The sequence below is a fragment of the Cupriavidus sp. BIC8F genome, from assembly GCF_032465815.1.
Classification (GTDB): domain Bacteria; phylum Pseudomonadota; class Gammaproteobacteria; order Burkholderiales; family Burkholderiaceae; genus Cupriavidus; species Cupriavidus necator.
Map to the genome: position 1 here is coordinate 2,427,319 of NZ_CP136094.1, position 21,895 is coordinate 2,449,213.

Annotated in this window: 21 protein-coding genes; all 21 read left to right on the forward strand. The window is 63.7% G+C overall.

The annotated features are described in order from the left end of the window. The first annotated feature begins 38 nt into the window (after window positions 1–38). The 21 genes from nuoE (at window position 39) to cyoD (ending at window position 21,860) form a co-directional block, all read left to right on the forward strand. Window positions 39–536 (forward strand): NADH-quinone oxidoreductase subunit NuoE, encoded by a 498-nt coding sequence (gene nuoE, locus RS901_RS11375; RefSeq protein WP_316148894.1) that lies wholly within the window; start codon window positions 39–41, stop codon window positions 534–536. A gap of 1 nt (window position 537) precedes the next feature. Further along, window positions 538–1,833 carry an NADH-quinone oxidoreductase subunit NuoF gene (gene nuoF, locus RS901_RS11380; protein ID WP_010809127.1) on the forward strand — a complete coding sequence of 432 codons (1,296 nt, stop codon included), beginning with the start codon at window positions 538–540 and terminating at the stop codon, window positions 1,831–1,833. Window positions 1,834–1,845: 12 nt separating this feature from the next. Further along, window positions 1,846–4,212 (forward strand): NADH-quinone oxidoreductase subunit NuoG, encoded by a 2,367-nt coding sequence (gene nuoG, locus RS901_RS11385; protein ID WP_316148896.1) that lies wholly within the window; start codon window positions 1,846–1,848, stop codon window positions 4,210–4,212. A 21-nt stretch (window positions 4,213–4,233) separates the two neighbouring features. Further along, window positions 4,234–5,298, forward strand: a complete 1,065-nt coding sequence (gene nuoH / locus RS901_RS11390; protein WP_013956018.1) for an NADH-quinone oxidoreductase subunit NuoH — start codon at window positions 4,234–4,236, stop codon at window positions 5,296–5,298. Window positions 5,299–5,356: 58 nt separating this feature from the next. Further along, entirely contained in the window at window positions 5,357–5,848 is a 492-nt protein-coding gene (gene nuoI, locus RS901_RS11395) for an NADH-quinone oxidoreductase subunit NuoI (RefSeq protein WP_010809124.1), read from the forward strand. 198 nt (window positions 5,849–6,046) lie between these two features. Beyond that, complete coding sequence (locus RS901_RS11400) at window positions 6,047–6,691, forward strand: NADH-quinone oxidoreductase subunit J (RefSeq protein ID WP_316148897.1); 645 nt, start codon at window positions 6,047–6,049, stop codon at window positions 6,689–6,691. A 16-nt stretch (window positions 6,692–6,707) separates the two neighbouring features. Further along, window positions 6,708–7,013: an NADH-quinone oxidoreductase subunit NuoK gene (gene nuoK / locus RS901_RS11405; RefSeq protein WP_013956021.1), complete on the forward strand. Its 306-nt coding sequence runs from the start codon at window positions 6,708–6,710 to the stop codon at window positions 7,011–7,013. A gap of 58 nt (window positions 7,014–7,071) precedes the next feature. Further along, window positions 7,072–9,159 (forward strand): NADH-quinone oxidoreductase subunit L, encoded by a 2,088-nt coding sequence (nuoL, locus tag RS901_RS11410; protein ID WP_316148898.1) that lies wholly within the window; start codon window positions 7,072–7,074, stop codon window positions 9,157–9,159. 27 nt (window positions 9,160–9,186) lie between these two features. After that, window positions 9,187–10,653, forward strand: coding sequence for an NADH-quinone oxidoreductase subunit M (locus RS901_RS11415; RefSeq protein ID WP_316148899.1), 1,467 nt, complete (start codon window positions 9,187–9,189; stop codon window positions 10,651–10,653). An 18-nt stretch (window positions 10,654–10,671) separates the two neighbouring features. After that, window positions 10,672–12,147 (forward strand): NADH-quinone oxidoreductase subunit NuoN, encoded by a 1,476-nt coding sequence (gene nuoN / locus RS901_RS11420; RefSeq protein WP_316148900.1) that lies wholly within the window; start codon window positions 10,672–10,674, stop codon window positions 12,145–12,147. A gap of 13 nt (window positions 12,148–12,160) precedes the next feature. Then, window positions 12,161–12,469: a DUF2818 family protein gene (locus tag RS901_RS11425; RefSeq protein ID WP_316148901.1), complete on the forward strand. Its 309-nt coding sequence runs from the start codon at window positions 12,161–12,163 to the stop codon at window positions 12,467–12,469. A 44-nt stretch (window positions 12,470–12,513) separates the two neighbouring features. Next, a complete protein-coding gene (locus RS901_RS11430; RefSeq protein WP_316148902.1) occupies window positions 12,514–13,149 on the forward strand; it encodes an NUDIX hydrolase in 636 nt (211 codons plus the stop codon). Window positions 13,150–13,277: 128 nt separating this feature from the next. Beyond that, complete coding sequence (locus RS901_RS11435; RefSeq protein ID WP_035819968.1) at window positions 13,278–13,724, forward strand: DUF1178 family protein; 447 nt, start codon at window positions 13,278–13,280, stop codon at window positions 13,722–13,724. 93 nt (window positions 13,725–13,817) lie between these two features. Next, complete coding sequence (locus RS901_RS11440) at window positions 13,818–15,020, forward strand: acyl-CoA dehydrogenase family protein (protein ID WP_316148903.1); 1,203 nt, start codon at window positions 13,818–13,820, stop codon at window positions 15,018–15,020. A gap of 13 nt (window positions 15,021–15,033) precedes the next feature. After that, a complete protein-coding gene (locus RS901_RS11445) occupies window positions 15,034–16,152 on the forward strand; it encodes an acyl-CoA dehydrogenase (RefSeq protein WP_316148904.1) in 1,119 nt (372 codons plus the stop codon). Window positions 16,153–16,318: 166 nt separating this feature from the next. Then, on the forward strand, window positions 16,319–16,762 hold the full coding sequence (locus RS901_RS11450; RefSeq protein WP_316148905.1) for a MaoC family dehydratase: 444 nt from the start codon (window positions 16,319–16,321) through the stop codon (window positions 16,760–16,762). Window positions 16,763–16,796: 34 nt separating this feature from the next. After that, window positions 16,797–17,273, forward strand: a complete 477-nt coding sequence (locus tag RS901_RS11455; RefSeq protein ID WP_316148906.1) for a MaoC family dehydratase — start codon at window positions 16,797–16,799, stop codon at window positions 17,271–17,273. 618 nt (window positions 17,274–17,891) lie between these two features. Then, entirely contained in the window at window positions 17,892–18,860 is a 969-nt protein-coding gene (gene cyoA / locus RS901_RS11460; RefSeq protein ID WP_013956032.1) for a ubiquinol oxidase subunit II, read from the forward strand. An 8-nt stretch (window positions 18,861–18,868) separates the two neighbouring features. After that, window positions 18,869–20,842, forward strand: coding sequence for a cytochrome o ubiquinol oxidase subunit I (cyoB, locus tag RS901_RS11465; protein WP_316153473.1), 1,974 nt, complete (start codon window positions 18,869–18,871; stop codon window positions 20,840–20,842). Window positions 20,843–20,847: 5 nt separating this feature from the next. After that, window positions 20,848–21,492 carry a cytochrome o ubiquinol oxidase subunit III gene (gene cyoC / locus RS901_RS11470; RefSeq protein ID WP_013956034.1) on the forward strand — a complete coding sequence of 215 codons (645 nt, stop codon included), beginning with the start codon at window positions 20,848–20,850 and terminating at the stop codon, window positions 21,490–21,492. After that, window positions 21,492–21,860 (forward strand): cytochrome o ubiquinol oxidase subunit IV, encoded by a 369-nt coding sequence (cyoD, locus tag RS901_RS11475; protein ID WP_316148907.1) that lies wholly within the window; start codon window positions 21,492–21,494, stop codon window positions 21,858–21,860. Before cyoC ends, cyoD begins: the two co-directional genes overlap by 1 nt. The last annotated feature ends 35 nt before the right edge of the window (window positions 21,861–21,895 follow it).

Genomic DNA, 21,895 nt, shown 5'->3' on the forward strand with positions numbered 1-21,895 from the left:
CAAGTGGCGCTGCCTGACGCCGTTTTACTGCAATGACCATGCTATCAGCAGAAGCTCTCAAGGAAATCGATCGCGCGATCGCGAAGTATCCGGCCGACCAGAAGCAGTCGGCCGTGATGGCGGCGCTTGCCGTGGCGCAGGGCGAGGTGGGCTGGGTTTCACCCGAAGTCATGCAGTTCGTCGCCAATTACCTCGAGATGCCGCCCGTGTGGGTGGAAGAGGTGGCGACCTTCTACAACATGTATGACACCAAGCCGGTGGGCAAATTCAAGCTCGCCGTCTGCACCAACCTGCCGTGCGCCCTGTCGGGCGGCGAGCGGGCCGGCGACTACCTGAAGCGCAAGCTCGGGATCGACTACAACGAGACCACCGCTGACGGCTGCTTCACCCTGAAAGAGGGCGAGTGCATGGGCGCCTGCGGCGACGCGCCGGTGATGATCGTCAACAACACCCGCATGTGCAGCTTCATGAGCGACGACAAGCTCGACGCGCTCGTGGACGAGCTGAAAGCCGAAGCTGCCAAGGGGGGCAAGTAACATGACCAGTCTGCACGACCGCCATATCCAGCCGCTGATCCTGGCCGGCCTGGACGGCAAGAATTGGCACCTGGAAGACTACGTCAAGCGTGGCGGCTACCAGCAACTCAAGCGCATCCTGACCGAGAAGATCCCGCCCGAGCAGGTGATCGCCGACGTCAAGGCCTCCGGCCTGCGCGGCCGTGGCGGTGCGGGCTTCCCGACCGGCCTGAAGTGGAGCTTCATGCCGCGCACGTTCCCGGGTCAGAAATACCTGGTCTGCAACACCGATGAAGGCGAGCCCGGCACGTTCAAGGACCGCGACATCATCCGCTACAACCCGCATTCGCTGATCGAGGGCATGGCCATCGGTGCGTATGCGATGGGCATCACCGTGGGCTACAACTACATCCACGGCGAGATCTGGAACGAATACAAGATCTTCGAGGAAGCCCTCGAAGAGGCACGTGCTGCCGGCTTCCTGGGTGACAACATCCTGGGTTCGGGCTTTGATTTCCAGCTGCACGCCCACCACGGCTACGGCGCCTACATCTGCGGCGAGGAAACCGCGCTGCTCGAATCGCTGGAAGGCAAGAAAGGCCAGCCGCGCTTCAAGCCGCCGTTCCCGGCCAGCTTCGGCCTGTACGGCAAGCCGACCACCATCAACAACACCGAGACCTTCGCCGCGGTGCCGTTCCTGCTGGCCGTCGGCCCCGAGAACTACCTGAAGCTGGGCAAGCCGAACAACGGCGGCACCAAGATCTTCTCGATCTCGGGCGACGTCGAGCGTCCCGGCAACTACGAGATCCCGCTGGGCACGCCGTTCGCCAAGCTGCTGGAGCTCGCCGGCGGCATGCGCGGCGGCAAGCGCATCAAGGCGGTGATCCCGGGCGGCTCGTCCGCGCCGGTGGTGCCGGGCGACCTGATGATGGCGTCCGACATGGACTACGACTCGATCGCCAAGGCCGGCTCGATGCTGGGCTCGGGCGCGGTGATCGTGATGGACGAGACGCGCTGCATGGTCCGCTCGCTGCTGCGCCTGTCGTACTTCTATTTTGAGGAATCGTGCGGCCAGTGCACGCCGTGCCGCGAAGGCACCGGCTGGCTCTACCGCATGGTCAATCGCATCGAACACGGAGAGGGGCGCCAGGAAGACCTGGACCTGCTCAACAACGTCGCGGAAAACATCATGGGCCGCACCATCTGCGCGCTCGGCGATGCCGCGGCGATGCCGGTCCGCGGCATGCTCAAGCACTACTGGAAAGAGTTCGAATATCACGTCGAACACAAGCAGTGCATGGTTCCGGCCTACATCTAAGCGTGGCAGAACATGGTTGAACTAGAGATCGACGGCAAGAAGGTTGAGGTTGCTGAAGGCAGCCTGGTGATGGAAGCAGCCCGCAAGCTGGGCACCTACATCCCGCACTTCTGCTACCACCGCAAACTGTCCATCGCGGCCAACTGCCGCATGTGCCTGGTCGAGGTCGAGAAGGCGCCCAAGGCGCTGCCCGCCTGCGCCACGCCGGTGACCCCTGGCATGAAGGTCTTCACCAATTCGGAGAAGGCGGTCAAGGCGCAGAAGTCCGTGATGGAATTCCTGCTGATCAACCACCCGCTCGACTGCCCGATCTGCGATCAGGGCGGCGAATGCCAGCTGCAGGATCTGGCCGTGGGCTACGGTGCCTCGGAGTCGCGCTACAAGGAAGAGAAGCGCGTGGTGTTCCACAAGAACGTGGGCCCGCTGATCTCCATGGAGGAGATGACCCGCTGCATCCATTGCACCCGCTGCGTGCGCTTCGGCCAGGAAGTGGCCGGCGTGATGGAGCTGGGCATGCTGGGCCGCGGCGAGCATTCGGAAATCACCACCTTCGTCGGCAAGACCGTCGATTCGGAACTGTCGGGCAACATGATCGACCTGTGCCCGGTCGGCGCGCTGACCAGCAAGCCGTTCCGCTACTCGGCCCGTACCTGGGAACTAGCCCGCCGCAAGTCGGTGTCGCCGCACGACGGCCTGGGCGCGAACCTGGTGGTGCAGACCAAGAACCAGCGCGTGATGCGCGTGCTGCCGCTGGAAAACGAAGACATCAACGAGTGCTGGATCTCCGACAAGGACCGCTTCTCGTATGAAGGCCTGAACAGCGCCGACCGCCTGACCCGCCCGCTGCTGAAGCAGGGCGGCGAATGGATGGAAACCGACTGGCAGACCGCGCTGGAATACGTGGCCAACGGCCTCGCCAGCATCAAGCGCGATCATGGCGCCGACCAGATCGCCGCGCTGGCCAGCCCGCACAGCACGCTGGAAGAGCTGTTCCTGCTGGGCAAGCTGATGCGCGGCCTGGGCAGCGACAACGTCGACTTCCGCCTGCGCCAGACCGATTTCTCGGCCGCACTGAAGGGCGCGCCGTGGCTGGGCATGCCGGTGGCCGACGTGACCACGCTGCAACGCGTGCTGGTGATCGGCTCGTCGCTGCGCAAGGATCATCCGCTGCTGGCCTCGCGCCTGCGCCAGGCCACCAAGAAGGGGGCCCGCGTGGCCGTGCTGGGTGCCGGCGGTGAAGACCTGCTGATGCCGCTGGCCGCCCGCATCGACGTGGCGCCGTCCGGCTGGACCGCGGCGCTCGCCGGCGTGGCTCGTGCCGTGGCTGCCGCCAAGGGCGTTGCTGCCCCGGCCGGCACTGAAGGATTCGATGGCGGCGAAGCCGCTGGCAAGGTGGCCGAAGCGCTGCTGTCGGGCGAGCGCCGTGCGGTGTTCCTCGGCAACGAGGCGGTGCGCCATCCGCAGTTCTCGGCGCTGCACGCGCTGGCACAGTGGATCGCCACCGAAACCGGTGCGACGCTGGGCTTCCTGACCGAAGCCGCCAACACCGTCGGCGGTTATGTCGCCGGCGCGCTGCCCAAGCAGGGCGGCGCCAATGCGCAGGCGATGCTGGACACGCCGCGCAAGGCCTACATCCTGCTGAACACCGAACCCGAGTTCGACGCCGCCGACCCGCGCAAGGCGCTGGCCGCGCTGGCCCAGGCCGGCACGGTGGTGGTGCTGTCGCCGTTCCGTTCGGAAGCGGCCATGCAGTACGCCGACGTGATCCTGCCGGTGACGCCGTTCACGGAAACCTCTGGCACCTTCGTCAACTGCGAAGGCAAGCCGCAGACCTTCAATGGCGTGGTGCGCGCGCTGGGCGAATCGCGTCCGGGCTGGAAGGTGCTGCGCGTGCTGGGCAACCTGCTGGAGGTGGCCGGCTTCGACTACGAGACCGCCGAGTCGGTGCGTGTCGAAGTGCTGTCGGCCCCGGTCGACGCGCAGCTGGACAACGCCACCGATGCGCCGATCCGCGTGGCCGCCGCTGCCGCCAACGGCATCGAACGCATTGCCGATGTGCCGATCTACCACGCCGACCCGATCGTGCGCCGCGCCGAGTCGCTGCAGCTGAGCGCTGCCGCGCGCCGCGCCATGCAGATCGCGCTGCCGGCCGACCTGTTCGCCAGCCTTGGCATCCAGTCCGGCGATCCGGTGCGTGTCACGCAAGGGCAGGGCAGCGTGGTGCTGCCGGCCGTGCTCGAAGCCACGCTCCCGGCCAACACCGTGCGCGTGCCGGCGGCAACGCCGGCGGCCATGAGCCTGGGCGCGATGTTCGGCACGGTCACCGTAGAGAAGGCCATTGACTTGGCGCCGGCCACCGGCACCGTGGCCACGGCGTAAGAACAACAGCGAGAACAAGACATGATTGACTGGATTACCTCGCAAGGACAGGGCCTGCTGGGTGCCTACTGGACACCGCTGTGGATCCTGATTCGCGCCGTGATCATCGTGGTGCCGCTGCTGCTGTGCGTGGCTTACCTGATCCTGTGGGAGCGCAAGCTGATCGGCTGGATGCACGTCCGTATCGGCCCGAACCGCGTGGGCCCGCTGGGCCTGCTGCAGCCGATCGCCGACGTGCTGAAGCTGCTGCTCAAGGAAGTCATGATGCCCACGCAGGTCAGCCGGGGCATGTACCTGATTGCCCCGCTGATGGTGCTGATGCCCGCCGTGGCGGTCTGGGCCGTGATTCCGTTCCAGGCCGAAGTGGTGCTGGCGGATGTGAACGCCGGCCTGCTGTACGTGATGGCGATCAGCTCGGTTGGCGTGTACGGCGTGATCCTGGCCGGCTGGGCCTCGAACTCCAAGTACGCCTTCATCGGCGCCATGCGTGCCGCGGCCCAGATGGTGTCGTATGAAATCGCCATGGGTTTTGCGCTGGTGACGGTGCTGATGGTTGCCGGCAGCCTGAACCTGTCGGCCATCGTCAACGGCCAGAACACCGGCTACTTTGCCGACATGGGCATCAACATCCTGTCGTGGAACTGGCTGCCGCTGCTGCCGATGTTTGCCGTCTACTTCATCTCGGGCGTGGCCGAAACCAACCGCCACCCGTTCGACGTGGTGGAAGGCGAGTCGGAGATCGTGGCCGGCCACATGATCGAGTATTCGGGCATGGGCTTCGCGCTGTTCTTCCTGGCCGAGTACATCAACATGATCATCATCTCGACGATGACCGCGCTGATGTTCCTGGGGGGCTGGGCGCCCCCGGTCGATAGCGTGCTGACCAACGCGATCCCGGGCTTCTTCTGGCTGGTGATCAAGGTATTCCTGCTGCTGTCCGTCTTCATCTGGATCCGTGCCTCGTTCCCGCGCTACCGCTATGACCAGATCATGCGCCTGGGCTGGAAGGTGTTCATCCCCCTGACGGTGGCGTGGCTGATCATCGTGGCGATCTGGATCAAGTCGCCCTGGAACATCTGGCACTGAACGGCCAAACGACGGTGCGCGCCGTGGCGCGCACCGTGTGGAAATACTAGGAAGCATCATGCTGCTCGCCATCAAGGACTTCTTCAACAGCCTGCTCCTGAAGGAACTCTTCAAGGGCATGGCCCTGACCGGCCGCTATCTCTTCGCGCGCAAGATCACCGTCCAGTTCCCGGAAGAGAAAACGCCGATCTCGCCGCGCTTCCGTGGCCTGCACGCGCTGCGCCGCTACCCGAACGGGGAAGAGCGCTGCATCGCCTGCAAGCTGTGCGAGGCGGTGTGCCCGGCGCTGGCCATCACGATCGAGTCCGACGCGCGCGCCGACGGCACGCGCCGCACGACCCGCTATGACATCGACCTGACCAAGTGCATCTTCTGCGGTTTCTGCGAAGAGGCCTGCCCGGTCGACGCCATCGTGGAAACGCAGATCCTGGAGTACCACGGCGAGAAGCGCGGCGACCTGTACTTCACCAAGGACATGCTGCTGGCAGTGGGTGACCGCTACGAGCCGCAGATCGCCGCAGCCAAGGCCGCCGACGCGAAGTATCGCTAAGCCGAATCACCGGCCGGAAGTCTCGGCCAGAAGTACCGCCGGTTGGCGGCTGCCGCAAGCAGCAGACCTGGCAGCCGCCGCCACCGAATTTGAATGCGGTCCCTGCAATGCAAGGGGCCAATGCAAGGATGCCGCAGGAGCGGGCCACCCGAGGGGATGGCTTGTGCCGGACGGCCCAGAGAGGATCCGATAGGGACCATGGAACTCACGACCACCATCTTCTACGTCTTTGCGCTGGTGCTGGTGCTCTCCGCACTGAAAGTCATCACTGCGAAGAACCCGGTGCATTCCGCACTGTTCCTCGTGCTGTCGTTCTTCACGGCCGCGGCGATCTGGATGCTGCTCAAGGCGGAATTCCTCGCCATCCTGCTGGTGCTGGTCTATGTCGGCGCGGTGATGGTGCTATTCCTGTTCGTGGTGATGATGATCGATATCGACATCGAGCACCTGCGGCGGGACTTCTGGACCTATGTGCCGATGGCCTCGGTGGTGGGCGCGCTGATCATCGCCGAGATGGCAATCGTGCTGGTGCGCAACTTCATCGGCACCACCACGCCGGTGGTTGCCAGCGGTTCGCAGGATCCGGGCTACTCGAACTCCGCCGCGCTCGGCAAGGTGATCTACACCGATTACATCTACGCCTTTGAAGTGGCCGGCATCATCCTGCTGGTGGCGATCATCGCCGCCGTGGCGCTGACCATGCGCCGCCGCAAGGACGTCAAGGCCCAGAACGTGTCGGCGCAGCTGCGCACCCGCCGCGACGACCGCGTGCGCCTGGTGCCGATGCAGTCCGAAGGCCAGACCCAGCAGACGGAAGCCGCGGCTGCCGCCAATAAGAACTAAAGCCCGGAGAAACGCTGTGCTCTCTCTCGCTCACTACCTCGTCCTCGCTGCGATCCTGTTCGCGATCAGCATCGTCGGCATCTTCCTGAACCGCAAGAACGTGATCGTGCTGCTGATGGCGATCGAACTGATGCTGCTTGCGGTGAACATCAACTTCGTCGCCTTCTCGCATTACCTGGGCGACCTGGCTGGTCAGGTTTTCGTTTTCTTCATCCTCACGGTGGCCGCCGCCGAGTCGGCAATCGGTCTCGCCATCCTGGTTGTGCTGTTCCGCAACCTGGATACGATCAACGTGGACGACATGGATACCCTCAAGGGCTGATCCGTGGCGCACTACGTAGATACCCAAGACTCACCGACCGCACACCACTAAGCGTCCTATGGCAACCACGCTCAACCCCAACCTGCTGCTTGCGATTGCGCTGGCGCCGCTAGTCGGCTCCGCGATCGCCGGCCTGTTCGGTACCAAGTTCTTCGACCTGTTTTCCTCGGAGTCGCGCGGCGGCCGGATGGTGGCGCATACCGCCACGATCCTGGGCGTTGCCATTTCCTTCGTGCTGTCGGTGATGGTGCTGCTCGACGTGATGAACGGCGCTGGCTACAACGGCACCGTCTACGAGTGGATGGCCATCGGCAGCCTGAAGATGGAGGTCGGCTTCCTGGTCGACTCGCTGACCGCGATGATGATGGTCGTGGTGACCTTCGTCTCGCTGATGGTGCACATCTACACCGTCGGCTACATGGACGGGGACCCCGGCTACAACCGCTTCTTCGCCTACATCTCGCTGTTCACCTTCTCGATGCTGATGCTGGTGATGAGCAACAACTTCCTGCAGCTGTTCTTCGGCTGGGAAGCGGTGGGCCTGGTGTCGTACCTGCTGATCGGCTTCTGGTACACCCGCCCGACGGCCATCTTCGCCAACCTGAAGGCGTTCCTGGTCAACCGCGTCGGCGACTTCGGCTTTATCCTGGGCATCGGCCTGCTGCTGGCCTACGCCGGCAGCATGAACTACACCGAAGTGTTCGCCGCGCGCGACCAGCTGGCGACCGTGATCTTCCCGGGCACCGACTGGCTGATGATCACCGTGGCCTGCATCTGCCTGTTCATCGGCGCGATGGGCAAGTCGGCGCAGTTCCCGCTGCACGTCTGGCTGCCTGACTCGATGGAAGGCCCGACCCCGATCTCGGCACTGATCCACGCGGCAACCATGGTGACCGCCGGCATCTTCATGGTCGCGCGCATGTCGCCGCTGTTCGAGCTGTCGGATACGGCACTGTCCTTCGTGCTGGTGATCGGTGCCATCACGGCGCTGTTCATGGGCTTCCTGGGCATCATCCAGAACGACATCAAGCGCGTGGTCGCTTACTCGACCCTGTCGCAGCTGGGCTACATGACCGTGGCGCTGGGCGCTTCGGCCTACTCGGTGGCCGTGTTCCACCTGATGACGCACGCATTCTTCAAGGCACTGCTGTTCCTGGGCGCCGGTTCGGTCATCATCGGCATGCACCACGACCAGGACATCCGCAACATGGGCGGCCTCCGCAAGTACATGCCGATCACCTGGATCACTTCGCTGGTGGGTTCACTGGCGCTGATCGGCACGCCGTTCTTCGCGGGCTTCTACTCCAAGGACTCGATCATCGAGGCTGTGGCCGAATCGCATATCGCCGGTTCGAGCTTTGCCTACTACGCCGTGCTGGCCGGCGTGTTCGTCACCGCGTTCTACTCGTTCCGGATGTACTTCCTGGTCTTCCACGGCAAGGAGCGCTGGGGCCAGAACCATGCCCACCAGCACCATGAGGGCGACCATGAGGACGAGGAAGTCACGCTCGACCACCACCATGGCCTGGCCGCGGGCGAGAAGCCGCATGAGTCGCCGTGGGTGGTGACCCTGCCGCTGGTGCTGCTGGCGATCCCGTCGGTGATCATTGGCGCGCTCGCGATCGAGCCGATGCTGTTCGGCGACTTCTTCAAGCAAGGCATCGCCTTCAAGGACGTGATCTTCGTCGGCGAGAACCACCACGCCATGGCCGAGCTGACGGAAGCCTTCCACGGCTGGGTGCCGATGGCGCTGCACTCGCTGACCACGCCCGTGCTGTGGCTGGCCATCGCCGGTGTCGTGCTGTCGTGGTTCTTCTACATGAAGCGCCCGGACATCCCCGAGGCCATCAAGAACCGCTTCTCGGGCCTGTACACGCTGCTCGACAACAAGTACTACATGGACGCCATCAACCAGGCCGTGTTCGCCCGCGGCGCACGCCTGCTCGGTACCGGCCTGTGGAAGGGCGGCGACCAGAGCCTGATCGACGGCCTGTTCGTCAACGGCGCGGCGCGCGTGGTGGCTTCGTTCGCTTCGGCAAGCCGCTACCTGCAGTCGGGCTATATCTACCACTACGCATTCGCGATGATCGTCGGCATGCTGGTGCTGCTGACGCTGACGGTCACGGGCGTGATCGGCACCAAGTGATAGGCACCAAGTAAGGAAAACATAGAAATGGTTCTGTCTTTCTCAATCTGGCTGCCTATCCTTTTCGGCCTGCTGATCCTCGCCTTCGGCTCGGACCGGAGTCCGGGCTTCGTGCGGTGGATGTCGCTGTTCGGCTCGATCGCAAGCTTCGTCGTCACGCTGCCGCTGGTCTTCCACTTCGACCGCACCACCGCGTCGATGCAGTTCGTCGAGAAGGCGAACTGGATCGAGCGCTTCAATATCAACTACCTGCTTGGGGTTGACGGCATCTCGATGTGGTTCGTGGTGCTGACCGCCTTCATCACGGTGATCGTGGTGATCTCGGCCTGGGAAGTGATCACCGAGCGTGTGGCCGAATACATGGCCTCGTTCCTGATCCTGTCGGGCCTGATGGTCGGCGTGTTCTGCACGTTGGACGGCATGCTGTTCTACGTGTTCTTCGAAGCCACGCTGATCCCGATGTACATCATCATCGGTGTCTGGGGCGGCCCGAACCGCGTCTATGCCGCGTTCAAGTTCTTCCTGTACACGCTGGCGGGCTCGCTGCTGACGCTGATCGCGCTGCTGTACCTGTACAACAAGACCGGTACCTTCGACATCCTGCAATGGCACCAGGCCAAGCTGTCGCTGAACGAGCAGATCGCGCTGTTTATCGCCTTCTTCGTCGCCTTCGCGGTCAAGGTGCCGATGTGGCCGGTGCACACCTGGCTGCCCGATGCCCACGTGGAAGCGCCGACCGGCGGTTCGGTGGTGCTGGCCGCCATCATGCTGAAGCTGGGCGCCTACGGCTTCCTGCGGTTCTCGCTGCCGATCGCGCCTGACGCGAGCCACTACCTGGCCCCGTTCATCATCACGATCTCGCTGATCGCCGTGATCTACATCGGCCTGGTGGCGCTGGTGCAGGCCGACATGAAGAAGCTGGTGGCGTACTCGTCGATCGCCCACATGGGCTTCGTCACGCTGGGTTTCTTCATCTTCAGCGACATCGGCGTGGAAGGCGGCATCGTGCAGATGATCTCGCACGGCTTTATCTCCGGCGCGATGTTCCTGTGCATCGGCGTGCTGTACGACCGCGTGCATTCGCGTCAGATCGCCGACTACGGCGGCGTGGTCAACACCATGCCCAAGTTCGCCGCGCTGGCAGTGTTCTTTGCCATGGCCAACTGCGGCCTGCCGGCCACCTCGGGCTTCGTCGGCGAATTCATGGTGATCCTGGGCGCGGTCAAGTTCGACTTCTGGATCGGCCTGCTGGCCGCCACCGCGCTGATCTTCGGCGCCGCCTACTCGCTGTGGATGGTCAAGCGCGTGATCTTCGGCGACATCGTCCACCAGCACGTGCGCGAGCTGGTCGACCTGAACAAGCGTGAGTTCGTCATGCTCGGCTTGCTGGCCATCATGACGCTGTACATGGGCCTGCACCCGAAGCCCTTTACCGACGTGATGCACGCGTCCGTGGTGAACCTGCTGTCCCACGCGGCACAGTCCAAGCTGTAATCGGGGAGAGAAATCAATATGCAAACGTCCTCGACACTCGGCCCCGTGGCGCCGATTATTTTCCTGGCGATCGCCATCGGCGCGGTCAACTGGATCGACCTTGCGCGTGGCAAGGGCAAGCAAAGCGTGGCCTATCCGCTGTCGCTGCTGGCCACGCTGGTGCTGACCGTCTGGTTTGGCCTGAATGCGGCCGCCGGCGAGACGCACTACGCGTTCGCCAACCTGGTCGTGATCGATCCGATGGCAAACGTGCTGTCCGCGTTCTGCTCTGCCGGCCTGTTCGTGACGCTGGTCTACACGCGCCGCTATCTGGCGGATCGTGACATGTTTGCCGGCGAGTTCTACCAGCTCGCGCTGTTCACGCTGGGCGGCCAGATCGTGATGATCACCGGCAACAACTTCCTGACCCTGTACCTGGGCCTGGAACTGCTGTCGCTGTCGTCGTACGCACTGGTGGCACTGCGCCGCGAATCGCGCGTGACCTCGGAATCGGCGATGAAGTACTTCGTGCTGGGCGCTCTGGCTTCGGGCTTCCTGCTGTACGGCATCTCGATGATGTACGGCGCCACCGGTTCGCTGAACCTGGGCGAAGTGTTCCGCGTGGTCGAGTCGGGCCGCGTCAACACCACCATGCTGGCCTTTGGCGTGGTCTTTATCGTTGCCGGCCTGTCGTTCAAGCTGGGCGCTGCGCCGTTCCATATGTGGATTCCGGACATCTACCAGGGTTCGCCGACCGCGGTGACGCTGCTGATCGCAGGCGGCCCGAAGGTTGCCGCCTTCGCGCTGTTCATCCGCGTACTGGTGGAAGGCCTGCTGCCGTTGGCAAGCGACTGGCAGATGATGCTGGTGGTGCTGTCGATCATCTCGCTGGCCATCGGCAATCTGACCGCCATCGTGCAGAGCAACCTGAAGCGGATGCTGGCGTACTCGACCATCTCGCACATGGGCTTCGTGCTGCTGGGCCTGCTGTCGGGCGTGGTGGCCAACAAGGCTGACGGCGCCGCCGATGCCTACAGCGCGGCGATGTTCTACTCGGTGACCTACCTGCTGACCACGCTGGGCACCTTCGGCATCATCCTGCTGCGCACCAGCAAGGGCTTCGAGGCCGAAACCCTGGAAGACCTGAAGGGCATGTCGCGCCGCAACCCGTGGTTTGCCTTCCTGATGCTGGTGATGATGTTCTCGCTGGCCGGGATTCCGCCGACAGTGGGCTTCTACGCCAAGCTGGCCGTGCTGGATGCGGTGATCAAGGCCGGCATGACCTGGCTGGCGGTGGTGGCTGTGCTGTTCTCGCTGATCGGCGCGTTCTACTACCTGCGCATCGTCAAGCTGATGTACTTCGACCAGCCTGCCGGCGAAGAGCAACTGGAAGCGACTTTCGGCCTGCGCTCGATGCTGAGCGTGAACGGTGCCGCAGTGATCCTGCTGGGTATTTTCCCGGCCGCGCTGATGAACCTGTGCTACCAGGCCATCCGCTCGACCCTGGGTTCCTGATCCGCCACACGCCATGAGCGCATCCGCAAGCGGCTGGTTTGTCATCCTGCTGGCACTGATCAGTGCGAACCTGCCGTTTGTGAACCAGCGCCTGTTCGCGGTGATCCCGCTGCGGCAGGCGCGCAAGCCGCTGTGGCTGCGCCTGCTGGAACTGATCGTATGGTTCGCGGTGGCGGGCGCCGCCGGATTTGCGGTAGAGGCCAGCCTTGGCAATGCCTTCCCGCAGGGCTGGCAGTTCTACGCCATCACCGCCTGCATGATGCTGGTGTTTGCCTTCCCGGGCTTCACCTGGCAATACCTCGTCAAACACCGCACGGCCTGAAGCCGGTCTTGTCGGCGCCGGGCCCTGCCTGATCCGGAGCGTCCATGACCGACAAGATCCAACGCGGCACCCCGCCTACCGATAAACCCACCGGGAACGACGACGCACTGAAGGAAGTATGCGTCGCCTCGGCCACGGTCCATCGCGGCAAGTTCCTTACCCTCAAGCAAGATATCGTCAGGCTGCCGGACGGCAAGCAGACCGGGCGCGAGTACGTGGTCCATCCGGGCGCGGTGATGATGATCCCGCTGTTCAATGACGGCACCGTGCTGATGGAGCGCCAGTTCCGCTATCCGATCGGCGAAGTGATGCTTGAATTCCCCGCCGGCAAGCTCGATCCGGAAGAGGGCGCGCAGCGCTGCGGCGAGCGCGAGCTGCTGGAGGAGACCGGCTACAGCGCGGCGCGCTGGGACTACCTGACGCGCATCCACCCGGTCATCTCGTATTCCACCGAGTTCATCGACGTCTTCCTGGCGCGCGACCTGACGCACGGCGAGGCGAAGCTCGATGACGGCGAGTTCCTGGAAACCTTCATCACGCCGGTGGGGCAGGTGATCGACTGGGTCCGCAGCGGCCGCATCACCGACGTAAAAACCATCATCGGCGCGTTCTGGCTGGAAAAAGTGATCTCGGGTGCCTGGCAACCGGGCGAACAGCCACTGCCGCATTACGCCGTATAGTGGGTAGTGAGCCGCGTGGATTCTGCGCCATGCGGTTGCTCCCGAACGGTCGTTCTAAAAAATTTAGCACGACCGTTCACAAAATTTCGATTCGCGGATAATATAGCTTTTGACGGGCTGGAAAGATCATGAAGGTGCTCGACCTGCGCTGCGCGCATGACCATGGTTTCGAGGGCTGGTTTGCCTCGGAGGAAGATGCGCAGTCGCAAATCTCGCGTGACCTCGTCCAATGCCCGGTCTGTGGCGACCATGCCGTGACGCGGCTGCCCAGCGCGCCGCGCCTGAACCTGTCGGGCGCGACCGCGCGCGAAGGCAGCGCCAGGCCGGCGCAGCCGGCTGCCGCACCGGTGACACTGCAAGCGCTCTATATGAAGGCAGTGAAGCAGGTGCTGGCACAGACCGAGGACGTTGGCGAGCGCTTTGCCGAAGAGGCAAGGCGCATGCACTATGACGAGGCGCCGGAACGCGGCATTCGCGGTTCGGCCTCGGCGGAGGAGGTGCAGGCGCTGGCCGAAGAGGGCATCGAGACTTTCCCGCTCGTGGTGCCGGATGCGCTGAAGCAGACGGCTCACTGAATTGCGTCTTGTGCCCGTTGCTGTCGGCGCTTGACGTGCAGGCAGAACAACCGCCGGCGGCCCCACGCCAAACCGGCACCACTGGAGACGGGCATGGATCTCAACTACTCGGCGTCCGACAACGCCTTCCGCGAGGAAGTGCGTAGCTGGCTCGAAGCCAACTTGCCGGCGGACATCCGCAGCAAGATTCTCAACCACCGCCGTCCGAGCCGCGACGACCTGGTGCGCTGGCACAAGACCCTGGCCGGCAAGGGCTGGTCGGCACCGCACTGGCCCGTCCAGTATGGCGGCACCGGCTGGAACGCCACCCAGCGCCATATCTGGGATGAAGAGAATGCCCGCGTCGGCGCGCCCGGCGTGCTGCCGTTCGGCGTGGCGATGGTCGCGCCGGTGATCATGAAGTACGGCAGCGAGGCGCAAAAGTCGTACTACCTGCCGCGCATCCTGGACTGCACCGACTGGTGGTGCCAGGGCTATTCGGAGCCGGGCTCGGGTTCGGACCTGGCCTCGGTGAAGACCCGTGCCGAGCTGACTTCGGACGGCAAGCACTACATCGTCAACGGCCAGAAGACCTGGACCACGCTCGGCCAGCACGCCGACATGATCTTCTGCCTGGTGCGCACCGATCCCGAAGCCAAGAAGCAAGAGGGCATTTCGTTCCTGCTGATCGACATGAAGACCCCGGGCATCACCGTGCGCCCGATCATCATGCTCGACGAAGAACATGAAGTGAACGAAGTCTTCTTCGACAACGTCAAGGTGCCGGTCGAGAACCGCGTCGGCGACGAGAACCGCGGCTGGACCTACGCCAAGTACCTGCTGGGCCACGAGCGCACCGGCATTGCCCGCGTGGGCAACTCCAAGCGCGAGCTGGGCTTCCTCAAGCGCGTGGCGCGCCAGCAGCAGAAGAACGGCAAACCGCTGCTGGAAGACCCGGTGTTCGGCGCCAAGGTGGCCGCGCTGGAAATCGAACTGATGGCGCTGGAGATCACCGTGCTGCGCGTGGTCTCGAGCGAAGCCGCCGGCAAGGGCCCCGGCCCCGAGGCGTCGATGCTCAAGATCAAGGGCACCGAGATCCAGCAGCTGCTGACCGAGCTGATGGTCGAGGCCGTCGGCCCGTACGCCCAGCCGTTCGACACCGCCTACCTGGAGTGCGAGACCGAGCACGCCGTCACCGGCTACGACGACGCCGCGCCGCTGGCCGCGTACTACTTCAACTATCGCAAGACCTCCATCTATGGCGGGTCCAACGAAATTCAGAAGAACATCATCAGCCAGATGATTCTGGGGCTGTGAGGAGACACGCATCATGAACTTCAATCTCAGCGACGAACAGAAGCAGCTGGCCGACGCCGTCCGCCGTTTCATCGACAAGGACTACGGCTTCGAGTCCCGCAAGAAGAACTACGAAAGCGCTGCCGGCTACAGCGACGCCGCCTGGGGCTCGCTGGCCGAGCTCGGCCTGACCGCGCTGCCGGTGCCGGAAGCGCAGGGCGGGTTCGCGGGCAAGGCCCTGGACATGATGGTGGTGCAGCAGGAACTGGGGCGCGGCCTGATCGTGGAGCCGTACCTGGCCACGGTGGTCGGCGCCTACGCCCTAGGCCTGGCCGGTGGCCAGGACGCACTGCTGGAACAGGTCGCCGGCGGCGAGCTGAAGCTGGCCGTGGCCTTCAACGAGCCGCAGGCGCGCTATGAGCTGAACAACGTGCGCGTCACCGCCCGCGACGGCAAGCTCAGCGGCCGCAAGGTCGTGGTGGTGCATGGCGGCCAGGCCGACAAGCTGATCGTGTCGGCCCGCAGCAGCGGTGCCGAAGCCGAGCGGGACGGCATCTCGCTGTTCCTGGTGGATGCCAGGGGCGCCGGCGTCAGCATCAAGGACTACCGCACCATCGACAACCTGCGCGCGGCCGACATCACCTTCCAGGATGCCCCCGCGCAACTGCTGGGCGAAGCCGGCAAGGCCTTCCCGGTGATCGAGCAAGTGGCCGACTACGCTGCCGTGCTGCTGTGCGCCGAGGCCGTGGGCGTGATGGATACGCTCAACGCCGCCACGCTGGAATACGCCAAGACGCGCCAGCAGTTCGGCCAGCCGATCGCGCGCTTCCAGGCGCTGCAGCACCGAATGGTCGAGATGTTCATCCATGCCGAGCAGTCGCGCTCGATCACGCTGCTGGCCGCTGCCCGCTTCGAGGAAGCGTCGCCGGAAGAGCGCCGCCGCTATGTCTCCGCCGCCAAGGCGCGCGTGGGGCAGGCAGCGCGCACGGTCGGCCAGGAGGCAGTGCAGATCCACGGCGGCATGGGCGTGACCAACGAACTGCCGGCCGCGCACATGTTCAAGCGGCTGACGCTGATCAACACCACCTTCGGTGACGTGGATCACCACCTGGGCAGGTTTGCTGCCCAGCCCGGGTTCCAGGAAGCTGCCTGATCCTGCCCGTCCAGTCAAAACCGCGCTGTAGTCCAGGCGCGGTTTTTTTCTTTGGAGACCGTTAGGGGCGGGTTCGGCAAATACGGACGCCAGCCCCCGGCGGCCATGCGATCATTGCCTGGACAGACCTGGTGCCCTGGCGCCAATCACTACAGAGAGACAACCGATGCTGTATTTCGAGGACTTTGAAGTCGGCAGCCGCCGCGAACTGGGTTCGTACCTCGTCACCGAGGAAGAGATCCTGGCTTTTGCGCGCCAGTACGATCCGCAGCCGTTCCATATCGACAAGGAGGCCGCTGCCAAGAGCATCTATGGCGGCGTGATCTCGAGCGGCTGGATGACGTGCTCGATCATGATGCGGCTGCTGGTGCTGAGCAGCACCGGCAAGTCAGCCAGCATGGGCTCGCCTGGCGTGGATGAGATCCGCTGGCTCAAGCCCGTCTATGCCGGCGACACGCTCAGCGTCGTGCTGAATGTGCTCGATAGCCGCCCGTCGCAGTCCAAGCCGGACCGCGGCGTGATCCACACCCAGTGGGAAGCCACCAACCAGCGCGGCGAACTGGTCTGCACCGTCAAGGGCATGGGCATGTACGGCCGCCGGCCCGCCTGAGAACACTCAACCCACCATCGAGGAGACAACCGACATGCGCACCATCGCATCGCTTGAAGAACTGGAAAGCCTGCAGGGCCAGGAGGTCGCGGTCAGCGACTGGATCGAGGTGACCCAGCAGCAGGTCAACCAGTTTGCCGATGCCACCGGCGACCACCAGTGGATCCACATCGACGTGGAGCGCGCGAAGAAGGAGTCGCCCTATGGCGGCCCGATCGCCCACGGCTTCCTGACGCTGTCGCTGCTGCCCAAGTTCATGCACAACGCGCTGCACATGCCGTCGAAGATCGGCGTCAACTACGGTCTGAACCGCGTGCGCTTCACGGCGCCTGTGCCGGTAGGCAGCAAACTGCGGGCACGAATCAAGCTGCTCAAGGTCGATCGGCTCGATCCGCTGCCGAAGTCTCCTGAACTGGTGGGCGCTCAATCCACCTGGGAAGTGACGATCGAGCGCGAGGGCAGCGACCGTCCGGTGTGCGTGGCGGAGTCGATTTCGCGCCGATATGGATGAACTGCGGCTTGGTCCGCGCCAAGGGTTCTGACGCAGTGCGACAATATGCCACATAGTGTTGTCGCACCCCGAAAAGCCGCGCATGCGCGGCTTTCTGCATATTCATGGCCGAATTTGTGCGCTTGACGCCGGTCAATGCACGGAAAGCCATTTTCGAGGTCGATTGTCCGATAAAACGGACACTGTGTTTTGTGGCGTTGGGTTTACCCCTAATGTTGCATTGCGGTACAGTCGCGCCCACGATGTTTTACGTGTTGCGCTCCCCGGCCGAAAACCGCGCTTGCCCTCAGGGCCAGTCCGTCGGGAAGTGCAAAAACCTCGTATTCCAACGCTACCCGGCCGCTGTACTGAGCCGGGACCGTTCGCGGTTTCGGCCACCAGGTGCCGCAGCGCCGGCAAGGTCCCACAGGGCCTGCAGCGCGCGCAGTCAGTTGTCCTTCCGTGTTCACGGCGTTGCAAGGCCGCATGGTCCTCCGGCGTTAGATCCGCCGCCAGACCGCAACGCCAGCTAAGGACACGTCCTTCCGGTTTTCCCTCAGCCCCACGCCTCTTGCGCGAGCATCAGGCGGTTTAGCCACGCTTTTGCCCGAAGCGCGGTGTAACCAAACCAGTCGTGACATGAAGAAACCCATACTGCCGCGTTGGACGCGGTTCCTGCCTTGCCTTGGCCTGCTCCTGCTCGCCGGCTGCAACATGACGCTGCTCGACCCGAAAGGGCAGGTCGGCGTCGACATCAAGAACATCATCCTGATCGCTACGTGGCTCATGCTGCTGGTGGTGCTGCCGGTGATCGTGCTCACGCTGGTGTTCGCCTGGAAGTACCGCGCGTCCAATACCTCGGCGCGCTATGAGCCGGACTGGTCGCACTCCACCGCGATCGAAGTGGTGGTATGGCTGATCCCCTGCCTGATCATCATTGCGCTGGGCATCATCACCTGGAAGTCCTCGCACGACCTGGACCCGTACAAGCCGCTTGAATCCAGCAAGAAGCCGGTCACCGTCGAGGTGGTGGCGCTGAACTGGAAGTGGCTGTTCATCTATCCGGAACTGAAGATCGCCACGGTCAACCAGATCGCCTTCCCGGTCGACACCCCGGTGAACTTCAAGATCACCTCGGATTCGATCATGAATTCGTTCTTCATCCCGCAACTGGGCAGCCAGGTGTACGCCATGGCAGGGATGGAAACCAAGCTCCACCTGATTGCCAACGAAGCCGGCTCCTATGACGGCGTGTCCGCCAACTACAGCGGCGGCGGCTTTTCGGGCATGAAGTTCAAGGCGATGGCCATGTCGAACTACGAGTTCGACCAGTGGGTCGCCAAGGTTCGCGCCTCGTCCACCGAACTGGGCGTTGAAGGCTACAAGACGCTGGCACAACCCAGCGAGAAGGAGCCGGTCACGTACTACGGCAAGGTGGAAGACCAGCTCTTCCGCAACATCCTGCACAAGTACATGGACCACAGCGGCACGGCTGTCGCCGCCGACGGGTTCAAGGGCGGCCCGATCTGCACGTCGCGCAACACCCTCGGTGAAGAGCAGCTGTCGATGACCACGCCGGCCAAGCTGGCGCTGGGCGCGCAATCCTAGGAGCAATGATGTTTGGCAAGTTGAGTTTGTCGGCGATTCCGTTTCATGAGCCGATCATCATGGTCGTTCTGGCCGGCGTCGCCGTGGGCGGGGCCGCGCTGCTAGGCGCGATCACCTATTTCAAGAAGTGGGGCTACCTCTGGAACGAGTGGTTCACCTCGGTAGACCACAAGAAGATCGGCGTGATGTACTGCCTGGTCGCCCTGATCATGCTGCTGCGCGGCTTTTCCGACGCGATCATGATGCGCGCCCAGCTGGCGCTCGCCACCAATGGCGCGACCGGCGTGCTGCCGCCTGAGCACTACGACCAGATCTTCACCGCCCACGGCGTGATCATGATCTTCTTCGTGGCCATGCCGCTCATGACCGGCCTGATGAACCTGGTCGTGCCGCTGCAGATCGGCGCGCGCGACGTGGCCTTCCCGTTCCTGAACACGCTCTCGTTCTGGCTGTTCGTGGCGGGCGCCATGCTGGTCAATATCTCGCTGGGCGTCGGTGAATTCGCCAAGACCGGCTGGCTGGCCTACCCGCCGCTGTCGGGGCTGGACTACAGCCCGGGGGTAGGGGTGGACTATTACCTCTGGAGCTTGCAGATCTCGGGCCTGGGCACCTTGCTCACCGGCGTGAACTTCCTGGTGACGATCCTGCGCATGCGCGCGCCGGGCATGACGCTGATGCGCATGCCGGTGTTCACCTGGACCGCGCTGTGCACCAACGTGCTGATCGTGGCCGCCTTCCCGGTGCTGACCGTGACCCTGGCGCTGCTGGGCCTGGACCGCTACGTCGGTACGCACTTCTTCACCAACGACGGTGGCGGCAACGCCATGATGTATGTGAACCTGATCTGGATCTGGGGTCACCCCGAGGTGTACATCCTGATCCTGCCGGCGTTCGGCATCTTCTCTGAAGTGATCGCCACGTTCTCGGGCAAGAAGCTGTTCGGCTACAAGGGCATGGTGTACGCGACCGCCGCCATCATGGTGCTGTCGTTCATCGTGTGGCTGCACCACTTCTTCACGATGGGTTCGGGCGCCAACGTCAACGCGTTCTTCGGCATCACCACCATGATCATCTCCATCCCGACCGGGGTGAAGATCTTCAACTGGCTGTTCACCATGTACCGCGGCCGGGTTCAGATGACTACGCCGGTGCTGTGGACGCTGGGCTTCATGATCACCTTCGTGATCGGCGGCATGACCGGCGTGCTGATGGCTGTGCCGGCTGCTGACTTCGTGCTGCACAACAGCCTGTTCCTGATCGCCCACTTCCACAACGTGATCATCGGCGGCGTGCTGTTCGGCTACCTGGCCGGCATCACCTACTGGTGGCCGAAGGCGTTCGGCTTCAAGCTGAACGAGCGCCTGGGCAAGTACGCCTTCTGGTGCTGGCTGGTGGGCTTCTACTTCGCCTTCATGCCGCTGTACGTGCTGGGCCTGATGGGCATGACCCGCCGCCTGAACCACACCGACAACCCGGCCTGGACGCCGTGGCTGTACCTGGCCGTGGTCGGCGTGGTGTTCGTGGCGCTGGGCATCTTCTTCCAGGTGCTGCAGATCGTGGTGTCGATCCGCGACCGCAAGAAGCTGGCCGACGTGACCGGCGACCCGTGGGGCGGCCGCACCCTGGAGTGGGCCACCTCGTCGCCGCCGCCGTTCTACAACTTCGCGCACACCCCGGTGGTGCGTGACCTGGACGCGTTCGCCGACATGAAGGCCCGCGGCGAGACCCTGCCGACCGAAGGCTACGAGAAGATCCACATGCCCAAGAACACGGGCGCGGGCTTCATCATCGGCGCCTTCAGCCTGGTGTTCGGCTTTGCCCTGACCTGGCATATCTGGTGGATGGCCGCGGTTGGCCTGGTGGGCATGATCTGGGCGTTCATCCACCGCAGCAACGACGACCACATCGACTACTACGTGCCGGCCACCGAGGTCGAGCAGATCGAAACGCGCCAACTGCAGCGCATTGCTTCGCAAGCCTGAGAACCATGTCGACTCAAGTCCTAGACCGCATCCCCGCGCAGGCAGGCGCCTCGGCTCACGCCGACGCGCACGGCCATGACCATGCGCACCACGATACCAGTGCCAATACGGTGTATGGCTTCTGGATCTACCTGATGAGCGACTGCATCATCTTCGCCGGACTGTTCGCGGCTTTCGCCGTGCTGCGCGGCGAACTGGCAGGCGGCCCGTCGGCGAAGGAGCTGTTCGAGCTCAATTACGTGCTGGTGGAGACCTTCATCCTGCTGTTCTCCTCGATCACGTACGGCATGGCGATGATCTCGCTGCAGAACCGCAGCCTGAGCCGCGTGCAGGTGTGGCTCGGCGTCACGTTCCTGCTGGGCCTGGCCTTCATGGCGATGGAAATCAACGAGTTCCATCACCTGATCGCCGAAGGCGCCGGCCCGGGCCGCAGCGCGTTCCTGTCGTCGTTCTTCACCCTGGTCGGCACCCACGGCCTGCACGTTGCCAGCGGCATGCTGTGGATGATCGTGCTGATGTGGCAACTGTCGAAGAAGGGCATCACCCCGACCCTGACCAAGCGCCTGACCTGCCTGTCGCTGTTCTGGCACTTCCTGGACGTGGTCTGGATCGGCGTGTTTACCGTGGTCTACCTGATGGGACATCTGTGATGGCACAACACAACGCACCGGCGGCGCACGGCGCCCACGACTCGCACGATTCACACGCGGGCCACGACACCCACGCCAGCTTCAAGTCGTACGCGATCGGCTTCATCCTGGCCGTGATCCTGACCGTGATCCCGTTCAAGCTCGTGATGGACGGCAGCATGGACAAGGGCGCCATCCTCTGGATCATCCTCGGCATGGCCGTGGTCCAGATGCTGGTCCACCTGAAGTACTTCCTGCACCTGGACACGTCCTCCGGGCAGCGCAGCAACGTGATCGCGCTGCTGTTCACGGCGCTGATCCTGGTGATCGTGGTGGCGGGTTCGCTGTGGATCATGCACAACCTGAATGCCAACATGATGGTGATGTAAGGACCCAGCGTCCTGGTATCGAAAACGGGGCCCCG